Source organism: Streptomyces sp. NPDC007162 (genome assembly GCF_040634175.1).
Lineage (GTDB): Bacteria > Actinomycetota > Actinomycetes > Streptomycetales > Streptomycetaceae > Streptomyces.
Genome location: NZ_JBEYFC010000062.1, coordinates 16,578 through 27,854 on the forward strand (window position 1 = coordinate 16,578; position 11,277 = coordinate 27,854).

General features: G+C 72.3%; 11 protein-coding genes. 6 read left to right on the top strand and 5 right to left on the bottom strand.

What is annotated here, in order from left to right:
* The first annotated feature begins 40 nt into the window (after positions 1 to 40).
* Complete coding sequence (locus ABZ646_RS10475) at positions 41 to 1,540, top strand: hypothetical protein (RefSeq protein ID WP_360515613.1); 1,500 nt, start codon at positions 41 to 43, stop codon at positions 1,538 to 1,540.
* On the opposite strand, the gene ABZ646_RS10480 is transcribed toward ABZ646_RS10475, so the two are convergent.
* Positions 1,527 to 1,943: an organic hydroperoxide resistance protein gene (locus tag ABZ646_RS10480; RefSeq protein WP_360515616.1), complete on the bottom strand. Its 417-nt coding sequence runs from the start codon at positions 1,941 to 1,943 to the stop codon at positions 1,527 to 1,529. The two genes, ABZ646_RS10475 and ABZ646_RS10480, sit on opposite strands and share 14 nt — an antisense overlap.
* Before the next feature lie 133 nt (positions 1,944 to 2,076).
* On the opposite strand from ABZ646_RS10480, the gene ABZ646_RS10485 reads away from it, so the two are divergent.
* Positions 2,077 to 2,577, top strand: coding sequence for a MarR family transcriptional regulator (locus ABZ646_RS10485; RefSeq protein WP_360515619.1), 501 nt, complete (start codon positions 2,077 to 2,079; stop codon positions 2,575 to 2,577).
* A gap of 12 nt (positions 2,578 to 2,589) precedes the next feature.
* Here ABZ646_RS10485 and ABZ646_RS10490 read toward each other — a convergent pair whose 3' ends face one another.
* A complete protein-coding gene (locus ABZ646_RS10490; RefSeq protein ID WP_360515622.1) occupies positions 2,590 to 4,077 on the bottom strand; it encodes a glycosyltransferase family 39 protein in 1,488 nt (495 codons plus the stop codon).
* Between the two features lie 445 nt (positions 4,078 to 4,522).
* Between ABZ646_RS10490 and ABZ646_RS10495 the strand changes: the two genes are divergently transcribed.
* Together ABZ646_RS10495 and galE are read left to right on the top strand one after the other, a co-directional pair.
* Complete coding sequence (locus ABZ646_RS10495; protein ID WP_360515625.1) at positions 4,523 to 5,851, top strand: glycosyltransferase family 87 protein; 1,329 nt, start codon at positions 4,523 to 4,525, stop codon at positions 5,849 to 5,851.
* Positions 5,852 to 5,908: 57 nt separating this feature from the next.
* Positions 5,909 to 6,889: a UDP-glucose 4-epimerase GalE gene (galE, locus tag ABZ646_RS10500; RefSeq protein WP_360515628.1), complete on the top strand. Its 981-nt coding sequence runs from the start codon at positions 5,909 to 5,911 to the stop codon at positions 6,887 to 6,889.
* 34 nt (positions 6,890 to 6,923) lie between these two features.
* Here galE and ABZ646_RS10505 read toward each other — a convergent pair whose 3' ends face one another.
* The 3 genes from ABZ646_RS10505 to ABZ646_RS10515 all read right to left on the bottom strand — a co-directional run bounded on the left by ABZ646_RS10505 (position 6,924) and on the right by ABZ646_RS10515 (position 9,075).
* A complete protein-coding gene (locus ABZ646_RS10505; RefSeq protein WP_360515631.1) occupies positions 6,924 to 7,955 on the bottom strand; it encodes an RNA polymerase sigma-70 factor in 1,032 nt (343 codons plus the stop codon).
* A gap of 35 nt (positions 7,956 to 7,990) precedes the next feature.
* Positions 7,991 to 8,368: a DoxX family protein gene (locus ABZ646_RS10510; RefSeq protein ID WP_360515634.1), complete on the bottom strand. Its 378-nt coding sequence runs from the start codon at positions 8,366 to 8,368 to the stop codon at positions 7,991 to 7,993.
* An 80-nt stretch (positions 8,369 to 8,448) separates the two neighbouring features.
* A complete protein-coding gene (locus tag ABZ646_RS10515; RefSeq protein WP_360515637.1) occupies positions 8,449 to 9,075 on the bottom strand; it encodes a TetR/AcrR family transcriptional regulator in 627 nt (208 codons plus the stop codon).
* A gap of 363 nt (positions 9,076 to 9,438) precedes the next feature.
* Between ABZ646_RS10515 and ABZ646_RS10520 the strand changes: the two genes are divergently transcribed.
* On the top strand, positions 9,439 to 10,353 hold the full coding sequence (locus ABZ646_RS10520) for an ABC transporter permease (RefSeq protein WP_360515640.1): 915 nt from the start codon (positions 9,439 to 9,441) through the stop codon (positions 10,351 to 10,353).
* A complete protein-coding gene (locus ABZ646_RS10525; RefSeq protein WP_360515643.1) occupies positions 10,346 to 11,263 on the top strand; it encodes an ABC transporter ATP-binding protein in 918 nt (305 codons plus the stop codon). Before ABZ646_RS10520 ends, ABZ646_RS10525 begins: the two co-directional genes overlap by 8 nt.
* The last annotated feature ends 14 nt before the right edge of the window (positions 11,264 to 11,277 follow it).

An 11,277-nucleotide genomic window follows, 5' to 3' on the forward strand; every position in this document is an offset into this window, starting at 1 on the left:
GGAACACTCGGCAAATGGTCCGTCCTGTCCGTTCCCGCCCGTGAGCACCGGCGCGCCGGTCCGACGCGGCGCGCACGGCTGCACCGCCCTGCGCCGCGGCCGGGTCCGCCGACCCACCCCGTACCAGGTCTTCGGCCTGCTGTTCTGGCTGCTGATGACGCTGGCGTACTGGCGGGTGCCGCCGTGCTGCGACGCGGGTCGGCACGCGGCGGCGGTGGAGGGGCTGCGGGCGGGATGGGCGGACGCCGCCGTCTCCCCGTACGTGCTGGCGCAGGGCGCGGTGGCCAGGCTGACCGGTCTGACCGGGTGGCAGCTGCTGCGGCTGTGCGGCCCGCTGAACCTGCTGGTCCTGCTGAGCGGCCTCGGACGGCTGGTGCGGGTCCTGACCCCGCGCCCCTTCGCACCGGTGCTGGCCCTGGTCTTCCTGGCCGTGCTGTGGGGCACGGAACCGCCCCGGGGCGGCGCCACCCTGGCGCTGCTGCCGCTGACCGGGAACGTCGGTTACCCGTCCACGTTCGCGCTCGGCCTCACGTTCTGGGCCTGGGCCCTGACCGGCGCCCGGGTGCGCGATCTGCGCCGGGTGCGCTACGTCGGCCCGCACGGCCTGCGCAGCCCGACCGGTTACGCGGTGCTCGGCGTCCTGTACGGGGTGGTGGCGCTGGTCGACCCGGTGCTCGGCGTGGGGGCGGCGGCCGGGGCGGCGGCGTTCGCGGCGGGGTGGCAGCGGGACTGGCGGGGCGCGGTTCGGGTGCGGTGGGCGCTGCTGTGCGCGGTGGCGGCGGTGGTGGTCGCGGCGGGAACGCACGCGCGGGTGCTGCCACAGCCGTACGAACGGTACGACGGCCTGGCCGCCCAGTGCTGGCTGGCACTCCTGCTGGGGGTACCGGCCCTGTGGCTGCGCGCCCGACGGGCGGCGCAGAGGAGCGGGGGCCGGTGGGAGGCGGCTCGGTGGCGGGTGGGCGGGGGGTCCGTGTGGGGGGCGGCCTGGCGTGATCCGCTTGTTCTGCTGTTCGCGGTGGAGTGCCTGGTGATGGCTGGCGGCGGGCGCCGGCACGGCTTCGGGGAGCTGCTCGGGCTCGCGCTGCTGGCACCGCAGTGCGCGCTGGCCGTGGAGCTGGCGGCCCCGCGGCCTTGGCCGGGGTGGCGGCGGGCGCTCGGCTGGGCCACGGCCGGCGGGGCCTGCCTGGGCTTCCTGGCCGCGCAGGCCGGAGCGGTCGTACCGCGCTCGGTGGACCCGGTCGGCTTCGTGCAGCCGCCGCGCTGGCCGTCGTACGACTGGGCGGCCCGGCACATCGGCCCCGGCGAGCCGGTGGTCACGGACGCCTACTACGCCGTGCGGCTGCTCCCCGGCTACGGCATCGAGCCGACGGACGGCCACGACCACCGCCCCCGGGTGCGCTGGCTGCTGCTGACGCGGCAGGAGCGACTGCCCGAGGAGGCGGTGGTCGTGGACTGGAGCCGGCGCACCGGGGAGGTGCTCGCGCGGCTCACCCGGACGAGGGGCGTCCCGGTGGCCGCGCGGCCGGCTACTCGACGATGAGCTCGACCGGGATGTTGCCCTTGGTCGCCTTGGAGTAGGGGCAGTACTCGTGGGCCTGGTGGACCAGCTTCTCGCCGGTCTCGTTGGCGAGCTCCTCGGGAAGCTCGACGCGCAGGGTGACCTTGAGCGCGAAGCCGCCGTCGGACTCGTCCTTGCCGATGCCGACCTCGGCGGTCACGGAGATCTCACCGGTGTCGACCTTGGCCTGGCGGCCGATGGCGCCGAGGGCGCTGGCGAAACAGGCGGCGTAACCGGCGGCGAAGAGCTGCTCGGGGTTGGTGCCCTGGCCGTTGCCGCCGAGCGCGGCCGGGAAGGCCAGCGTGAGGTCCAGCTGCCCGTCCGAGCTGACCGCCCGTCCCTCCCGGCCGGTGGCGGTGGCGGCTGCGGTGTAGAGCGCGTCCATGGAAGACCATCCCTCTCGAAATTCACTGCTTCGGTGTTCCGGCGGCTCCGTTCCGGCCGCCCTCACGACCACAAGTAGAGCACACAATTAAGTTGTGCACAACTAAATGGCTCGCAAGAGCTACGCTTGAGCCATGACCGCGACGACCCCGACCCCCGCCCAGGCCCCCGCACACGTCCCCGAGGCGGAGTGGCTCCGCCTGGACCGCCAGATCTGCTTCTCCCTGCACGCGGCGTCCCGCGCCTTCAACAGCGTCTACCGCGTGATCCTCAAGGACCTCGGCCTCACCTACCCGCAGTACCTGGTGATGCTGGTGCTGTGGGAAGAGGGCGATCTGCCGGTCAAGAAGCTCGGCGAACACCTCCGCCTGGACTCCGGCACCCTCTCCCCGCTCCTCAAGCGCCTGGAGACGGCGGGTCTGGTGCACCGTGAGCGCAGCACCCGGGACGAACGCTCGGTGGACGTACGGCTGACGGAGGCGGGGTCGGCCCTGCGGGAGCGCGCGCTGGAGGTGCCGCGGCGGATCGTGGCGGCGACGGGGTTCGACGTGCACGAGATCCGTGACCTCAAGGCCCGCCTGGACCAGCTGACGAGCACGCTGGACGCGGCGGCTCCGGAAGAGGACTCCTGCTGACCGCCCCGCGGTTCACGGCTGACCGCCACCGCCCCGGATCGGGCGCACGTACAACCGCAGCGCGATCCGGTCGACGACCATCTCCTGCCGCAGCACGAACTCCTCGTTCAGCACGGCGAACTTGGCCCGCTCCGTGGGCAACCGCGGCCGGTATCCGCGCATCATCGCGTACTTCTCCACCACCGCCCACACCTCGTCGGCCCCCGCCAGCCGCCGCCGCAGCGTCCCCACCGTCACCTCACGCCCGTACAACGTCCCCGACTCCGGCCCCGACTCGGCCAGGGCCACGTCCCGCGTGCCCTTGAAGTCGGCCGGATAGGCGAGCTCCGCCCCGCGCGCGTGGGCCGGCAGGAACAGCACCGGGTCACCGGGGCGCAACGTCCGGGCCACCGCCCTCGCGACCGCGCCGAGGTCGTCGGGCCGGGTACCCGGCACCCGGTCCGCCCGCAGCAGCGGAATCTGGTGGGTGAAGGCGAGGACCACCGCCAGCACCCCGGCCAGGGTGGACACCGGAGACCTGGGCGCGGTCGCCGCGCCGCGCGACGGGAGCCGGCCGAGCACTCCGGCGGCCCGGTCCGCGCCGAGCGCCACCAGCAGCGGCGCCCCGGCGAGCGCGTACAGCACATACCGGTCGACGTACAGCGGCGTGAACTGCGATGCCAGCATCAAGGCCACCGGTGGCAGCACCGCGAGCGGCAGCGCGACCGCCGCGAGCGTCACCTCGCCGCGCCTGCCCACCAGCCGGGTCAGCCCGAGCAGGCCCAGCGCCAGGCACGCCCAGTACACCCCGTCGGTCGGTCCGAGATACTGGCGCAGCAGCTCCTGCGCGGTCTCCACGTCCGGCTCCGTGAGCCACGCCACCTGCGCCGACTGCGTGTGCGAGACGACGACCATCGGCAGCAGCGACAGCACCACGCCCCCGGCCGCGCAGCACCACCCCCGCCACACCCTTCCCGACGAACGGGCCAGCGCCAGGGTTCCCGCGTGCGCGAGCAGCAGCAGGACCGCGAACTCGTGCAGCCAGCAGGTGACCGCGAGGACACCGCCGTACCACGCCCAGGCCCGCCGCCCCTCCTGGGCCGCCGCGCGGACGAACAGCAGGGTCGCGGCGGTCGCGCCGGCCGCGACCAGGGCATAGGAGCGGCCCTCCTGCGCGTAGTGGCCGACCAGGGGGGTGACCGCGAACAGCAGTCCGGCCCACAGGCCGACGCGGGGCCGGGCGAGGCGGGCGCCGAGGGCGGCCACCAGGCTCGCGGTGACGGCGGCCGCGCACACCGAGGGCAACCGGAGGTCGACCTCGCCGGGGCGGCCGGGGGCGGCGGCGAGGACCACGTGCATCAGCAGGTAGTACAGGCCGTGCACCGCGTCGACGCCGTGCAGCAGCCGCCAGATCTGCGGCACCGTGCGCCCGGCGACCTGATAGGTGACGGCCTCGTCGCGCCACATCCCGCCGCGGTGCAGCCCCCAGAGCCCGACCGCGAACATCACCACACCGGGCACCGCCACAGCAACGGCACGCCACACCCGACCCCGCCGCCCGGACGTCGGTCCGGACGAGGATCCGGCCGGTGATCCGGACGCCGGTCGGGCTTCCGGTCCGGGCGGAGCTTCGGGAGTCGGTGCGGGGGTCGATGCGCCCGCCGACCCGGACGCCGGCTCAGGCGGCGCTCCGGGGGGTGGTGCGGAAGGCGGCCCGGGGATCGGCCCAGAGGTCAGTCCAGAGGACGACGCAGGGGTCGGCCCAGGGGCCGGTCCCCCTGACGGGTCCGGTCGACTCGACGACGCCGGACGACTCAAGTCCTCCCTCCGCCTTGTCCGCTGATGTGCTTTTACGAAAGGCCCGATACTCACCACGGCCCGATCTTTTGCGATTAGCCAACCTTTGCCGGGTATTGACGGCGTATCGGCATGGATACACCATCCGGGCGGCTTACGCTCACGGTTGATGAATCACCGCCCGCACTTCCCGCTCCCCCGCACCCCGTTCGCCTCAGCTGTTCGACTCCCGCGCCTCCCCCGTCTCCTGGGGCTCGCGGCCCTCTGGCTCGCCACGCGCGCGTTGATGCTGTGGCTCCTCACTCACAACAACGAGCGACTCCTGGGTCACGGAGCGGTCGCGCGCGAAGTATGGCGGTTGTACTTCCGCTGGTACGGCGTGCTGTCGCACGGCGCGTTCCCGGCGCACGACACGTTGTGGCAGTACCCGCCGGGCGCCGGCGCGGTGCTGCTGACGCCGGGGCTGGTGCCCGGACTCAGCTACTTCCAGGCGTTCGTGGCCCTCACCCTGACCACGGACGCGCTGGTCACGGCGGCGCTCGCGCGCGCGGGCACGCGTTCCGGCCGCACCCTGCTGGGCGCGGTCCTGTGGACCGGTGGCCTCCCCCTCCTCCTGCATCTCCCGCTCGCCCGCTACGACGTGGAGGTCACCGCCTTCGCCGTACTCTCCCTGCTGGCGTTGTCGCGCTCCACGCGCGCGTGCGGCACGCTCGCGGCACTGGGCGCGCTGGTGAAGGTGTGGCCGGCGCTGGTCCTGCTGGGTGTTCCGCGCGGCCGGCCCACCCGGTCGGCGTGGCTGTCCGCGGCCCTGGCCGGGAGCGTGGCCCTCGCCGTCCTCGTGGTGTCGTTCCGCAACCCGCTGGCCTTCCTGCGCCAGCAGGGCGGCCGGGGCGTGCAGATCGAGTCGCTCGGCGGCACCGCGCTCAGCCTCGCGCGGCACGCCGGCTGGCGGGGCACGGTCCGCTACCGGTACGGCGCGATGGAACTCGTCGGCCCGCACGTGCAGGCCGTCGCCACCGCGTCCCTCGCACTCACCGCGGCCGCCTTCGCGCTCCTGCTGCTGTGGCGCGTCCGCGCCCGGCACTGGACCCAGGCCACCCCGTTCGACGCGGCCCTGAGCGCGGTGCTCCTGTTCACCGTCACCAGCCGGGTGATCAGCCCCCAGTACATGATCTGGCTGCTCGGCCTGGCCGCCGTGTGCCTGACCTCGCGGCACACCACGCAGCGTCCGGTCGCCGCCCTGGTCGTGGCGGCGACCGCGGTCAGCTCCGTCGCCTACCCCGCCTTCTACAGCGAGGTCATCGGCTGCACCTGGACGGGCTGCCTGCTGATGATCGTCCGCAACGGCCTGCTCGTCACGGCCGCCGTCCTGTCCCTGACCCGCCTGTGGCGCGCCACCCGCCGGCCTGAGCGTGCCGCCCACAGTGTGTCGGTCACGGGGAGCCACCTCAGCCGTCCCCGGTTGTCGGCGGCACCTGCTTCACTGAAAGGTGACTGACTGACGACAGGGTGCCTGACGAACACCACGGGCTTTTGACGGAGGGGACCGCCACTCATGACCTGGCTGATCACCGGCGGCGCCGGTTACATCGGGGCGCATGTCGTACGCGCGATGACCGAGGCGGGCGAGCGGACGGTGGTCTACGACGACCTGTCCACCGGCATCGCCGAGCGCCTGCCCGAGGACGTGCCGCTGGTGACGGGTTCCACACTGGACGGTGAGAACGTCGCGCGCGTGCTGGCCGAGCACGAGGTGACCGGGGTGGTGCACCTGGCGGCGAAGAAGCAGGTCGGCGAGTCGGTGGAGCTGCCCCTGCGCTACTACCGCGAGAACGTCGAGGGCCTGCGCGTGGTGCTGGAGGCGGTGACGGAGGCGAGGGTCCCGTCGTTCGTGTTCTCGTCCTCCGCGGCGGTCTACGGCATGCCGGACGTCGACCTGGTGACGGAGGGGACGCCGTGCCTGCCGATGTCGCCGTACGGCGAGACGAAACTGGCCGGCGAGTGGCTGGTCCGCGCGACCGGCCGGGCGACGGGCCTCGCGACGGCCGCCCTGCGCTACTTCAACGTGGCGGGCGCGGCGAGCCCCGAACTGGCCGACGTCGGTGTCCACAACCTGGTCCCCATGGTCTTCGAGAAACTCACGGAGAACGTGCCCCCGCTCGTCTTCGGCGACGACTACCCGACGCCGGACGGCACCTGCGTCCGCGACTACATCCACGTGGTGGACCTGGCCGAGGCCCATGTGGCCGCGGCCCGCGCCCTCCAGGCCGAGCCGGGCCGCTCCCTGACCCTCAACATCGGGCGCGGCCAGGGCGTCTCGGTCCGCGAGATGATCGACCTCATCAACACGGTCACCGGCTACGACCTCACCCCGACCGTCGTCCCCCGCCGCCCCGGCGACCCGGCCAGTGTGGTCGCCTCCGCCGACCGCATCGCCACGGAACTGACCTGGAAGGCCAAGCACGACGTCCAGGACATGATCACCTCCGCCTGGCAGGGCTGGCTCCGCCTGCACCCAGAGGCGGCCCGGAGCTGAGCCACCGGACGCCCCCGGGACCCGGGCACTGTGGTCAGTTCGCCGTCCGGCGGGTCTGTTTGAGTTGCTCGGAGATGGACCAGGCGTCGGCCACCGGGCCGATGTGGGCGAGTTTGTCGGGGTTGAGGACCAGCCGGACGGCCTGGACGCGGCCGTCGAGGATGTCGAGGGAGAAGGTCTGCAGGACGTTGCCGTCGCGGTCACGGAAGACCGCACCGGGCTGGCCGTTGACCTCGTGCTGTTCGCAGGTCACCGCGATGCGGTCGAGCGCCGGGACGACGGCCGCGAGGAGGCGGGCCACGTTCCGGGCACCGGCGACCGCGCGGGCCAGCTGCGGGGTCTTGCCGCCGCCGTCGCCGACCAGGGACACGTCGGCGGCGAGCAGGTTCTGCAGGCCGGCCATGTCGCCGTCGTGCAGGGCCGCGAAGAAGCGGGACGCCAGCGCGTCGCGTTCCCGGCGGTCCGCCTCGAAGCGGGGGCGGCCCTCGGCCATGTGGCGCCGGGCCCGCACCGCCAGCTGGCGGCACGCGCTCTCCGAGCGGCCCACCGCCGACGCGACCTCGGGGAAGCCGAAGTCGAACACCTCGCGCAGGACGAAGACGGCGCGCTCCAGGGGGCTGAGGCGTTCGAGGAGCAGCAGGGCCGCCATGGACACCGAGTCGGCCAGTTCGGCCGACCGCACCGGGTCCTCGTAGGGGTCGGCGAGCAGGGGCTCGGGGAACCACGGACCGACGTACGCCTCGCGCCGCAGACGGGCGGAGCGCAGGACGTCGATGGAGATCCGGGTCACCGCGGCCGACAGGAAGGCCTTCGGCGACCTGACCTCCGTCGGCGAGCCCGAGAAACGCAGCCAGGTCTCCTGGACCGCGTCCTCGGCCTCGCTGACGCTGCCCAGGATCCGGTAGGCGATCGAGAACAGCAGCGGCCGCAACTCCTGGAACTCCGCGGCCCTGCCGGGGTCCGCGCGAGGGTCCCCGGGCACGTCACCGCGCGTGCCCCTGTCCGTACCCGCGTCGATGCCTTCGTCCGTCGCCCTTTTGGTACCCGTGTCGGTGCCCCTACGCATCTACGCTCCCCCTTCGACGTCCATCGGCCGACCGGTCAGAAGGATCCGGGGCCGAACCGCCCCACCGCCACGGCCAGTGCGAGCACGAGGTAGACCAGGTTCAGCACCACGAACGCCCGTTCGCCGCGTCGGCCGTGGGTGATCATCGCGCCGATCATCAGCAGGATCCAGCACACCGCGGTGACCGGCACCAGCACCGGTGCGACGCCGGTGACGGCGGGCAGCACCAGGCCCGCCGCGGCCAGGAGTTCCAGAATGCCGAGCGACTTCACGAAACCGTCGCCGGCGGCACCGGTCCAGCCGCCGCCGTGGGCCGCGGCCAGCCTCTCCCTCGGCACGAACGTCTTGCTGATACCACCGGTCAGCGCCACCGCGGCCAGCAGTCCGGCGGCGGTCCACAGCACGAGGTTCATCGTCCACTCCCAGGTCGAGGATGTCTGCGTCCCTTACGACGAGACGGCCGACCCGGCTGTGACATCCCCGGCCGGGTGTTTCACAGCGCCTTGAGCGCCTCCGTGGTGCCGCGGGCCAGCGCCGCGAGGTACCCCTTCGGCAGCTTCGGGGTCCGGATCACCACCGAACGCCAGTACAGCGGGCCGGAGATCAGGTCCATGGCCAGGTCGTCGTCGAGGTCCCCGGCGAGTTCACCACGTCGCTGCGCCGCTTCGATGATCTTGCTGGCGACGCCCTCCTGGCCCTGGCGCAGCGTCTTCTGCATGGCCTCGGCGATGTCGGGGTTGCGGGCCGCCTCGGCCTGGAGGTCGGGGATGATCTGCGAGGCGACCGGGTGGCGCAGCGCGCGGGAGGTGACCTCGTACAGCAGGCGCAGGTCGCCCTCCAGGGAGCCGGTGTCGGGCGTCGGCAGGCCCAGTACGGCGAGGGCCGAGACGACGTCGAGCACCAGGTGCAGCTTGGAACGCCAGCGGCGGTAGACGGCGGTCTTGCCGACGCCCGCGCGGCGCGCGATGCCCTCGATGGACATCCGGGCGTAACCGACCGACGCGAGTTCCTCGAAGACGGCAGCCCGGATGGCCTCGGTCACGTCCTCGCGAAGGACGGCCGCCCCGGCGGGGGCTCGTCGGCGCGGACGCGCCTGGGACTCCTCGGCGTTCGTCGTCATGCCTCCCAGCATAGGGGCGTAACGACGAAACGGTTGCGTTCCGACGGCACTCACCACTCGATCGCCGCAACCGCCCGGCACCGACCCCCTCCCAGCTCACCGCCGTATCGAACACGACCGCGCGCCGTCCCTCGCAACGAATCGATCGCGGCCCGACCTCGGAAGTGTCACGACGCACAGGCTTCCGTGACGACGAAACGGTTGCGTTCCGACGCCAACTCGGCCTACGCTCCCGTTGCGACGAAACGGTCCCGTCCCGACGTAAGAAAACGTGAAGAAAAACGTAAGTGAACGCCGGGTGACGGGTCCGGGCGACCAGCCGGACGCCGCAGCACCCCCACCCCCCGAGTGAAAGCAGCGGATGTGACCCAGGTTCTCCACACACCGCCCCCGACTCCGGTCACGGCCGAGGACGACCTCGCGGCGCTCGCCGCCCGGCACGGCCTCTCGGTCAGCGGCGCCCGTCCCTCCCTGCCGGAGTACGTCCGTCAGCTGTGGGCGCGGCGGCACTTCATCACCGCTTTCGCCACCGCCAAGCTCACCGCCCAGTACGCCCAGGCGAAGCTCGGGCAGATCTGGCAGGTCATGACGCCGCTGCTGAACGCGGCGGTGTACTACTTCATCTTCGGTGTCCTGCTCGGCACCAAGCGGCACGTGCCGGACTACATCCCGTTCCTGGTCACCGGCGTGTTCATCTGGACGTTCACGCAGAGCTCGATCATGGCGGGCACCCGGGCGATCTCCGGCAACCTCGGCCTGGTGCGGGCCCTGCACTTCCCGCGGGCCGCGCTGCCGATCTCGTTCGCGCTCCAGCAGCTCCAGCAGCTGCTGTTCTCGATGGCCGCCCTGGTCGTCATCCTGCTCTGCTTCGGCGTCCCGATCGCCTTCTCCTGGGTACTGGCCGTCCCGGCGCTGGTGCTGCAGTTCGTCTTCAACACCGGTGTCGCGATGATCATGGCCAGGATGGGCGCGAAGACCCCGGACATCGCCCAGCTGATGCCGTTCATCCTGCGTACCTGGATGTACGTGTCCGGCGTGATGTGGAGCATCGACAAGCTGACCAAGGGCGACCATCTGCCCCACTGGGTGACGCTCGCGCTGGAGACCAACCCGGCCGCCGTCTACATCGACCTCATGCGTTACGCGCTGATCGACAGTTTCCACTCCAGCCAGCTGCCCCCGCACGTGTGGGCGGCCGCGACCGGCTGGGCCCTGCTCGCGGGCGTCGGCGGCTTCATCTACTTCTGGAAGGCTGAGGAGACGTACGGCCGTGGCTGAGAACGCGAACGACACCCCCATCCCCACGGTCGTCGCCGACAAGGTGGACATCGTCTACCGGGTCCACGGCACCGGCGCCGGCCGCGGCTCCGCCACCGCCGCCCTGAACCGCATGCTGCGCCGCAAGCAGGCCGAGAAGGCGGCGGGCACCCGCTTGGTGCACGCGGTCAAGAGCGTCTCCTTCGTCGCCTACAAGGGCGAGGCGATCGGCCTCATCGGCACCAACGGCTCCGGCAAGTCCACTCTGCTCAAGGCCGTGGCCGGCCTGCTCCCGGTGGAGAACGGCGCCATCTACACCGACGGCCAGCCCTCCCTCCTCGGCGTGAACGCCGCCCTGATGGGCGACCTCACCGGTGAGAAGAACGTCTACCTCGGCGGCCTCGCCATGGGCATGTCCCGCGAGGAGATCAAGGACCGCTACCAGGACATCGTCGACTTCTCCGGCATCAACGAGAAGGGCGACTTCATCACCCTGCCGATGCGGACCTACTCCTCCGGCATGGGCGCCCGGCTGCGCTTCTCCATCGCCGCCGCCAAGGACCACGACGTCCTCCTCATCGACGAGGCGCTGGCCACGGGTGACGCGTCCTTCCGGATGCGCTCGGAGGAGCGCATCCGTGAGCTGCGCCAGCACGCGGGCACGGTGTTCCTGGTCAGCCACAACAACAAGTCCATCCGCGACACCTGCGAGCGGGTGCTGTGGCTGGAGCGCGGTGTACTGCGCATGGACGGGCCGACCGAGGAGGTCCTCGCCGAGTACGAGTCCTTCACCGGCGACAAGTCCGACAAGACGCAGTCCAAGCCGGCGGCCGCGCCGCCGAAGCAGGCCGACCCGGCGACGCCCGCCCGGTCGCCGGAGGCCTCGGCGCGATGGAAGGCACGGAAGCCGTGGGCGTGGGCACGGACGTAGTCGAGGTAGACGTC

What these genes read in the sequence shown, in the direction of transcription:
- ABZ646_RS10480 (WP_360515616.1), bottom strand. Translation starts at nt 1,943, where the DNA reads ATGGACGCGCTCTACACCGCAGCCGCCACCGCCACCGGCCGGGAGGGA.
- ABZ646_RS10485 (WP_360515619.1), top strand. Translation starts at nt 2,077, where the DNA reads ATGACCGCGACGACCCCGACCCCCGCCCAGGCCCCCGCACACGTCCCC.
- ABZ646_RS10495 (WP_360515625.1), top strand. Translation starts at nt 4,523, where the DNA reads ATGAATCACCGCCCGCACTTCCCGCTCCCCCGCACCCCGTTCGCCTCA.
- galE (WP_360515628.1), top strand. Translation starts at nt 5,909, where the DNA reads ATGACCTGGCTGATCACCGGCGGCGCCGGTTACATCGGGGCGCATGTC.
- ABZ646_RS10505 (WP_360515631.1), bottom strand. Translation starts at nt 7,955, where the DNA reads ATGCGTAGGGGCACCGACACGGGTACCAAAAGGGCGACGGACGAAGGC.
- ABZ646_RS10510 (WP_360515634.1), bottom strand. Translation starts at nt 8,368, where the DNA reads ATGAACCTCGTGCTGTGGACCGCCGCCGGACTGCTGGCCGCGGTGGCG.
- ABZ646_RS10515 (WP_360515637.1), bottom strand. Translation starts at nt 9,075, where the DNA reads ATGACGACGAACGCCGAGGAGTCCCAGGCGCGTCCGCGCCGACGAGCC.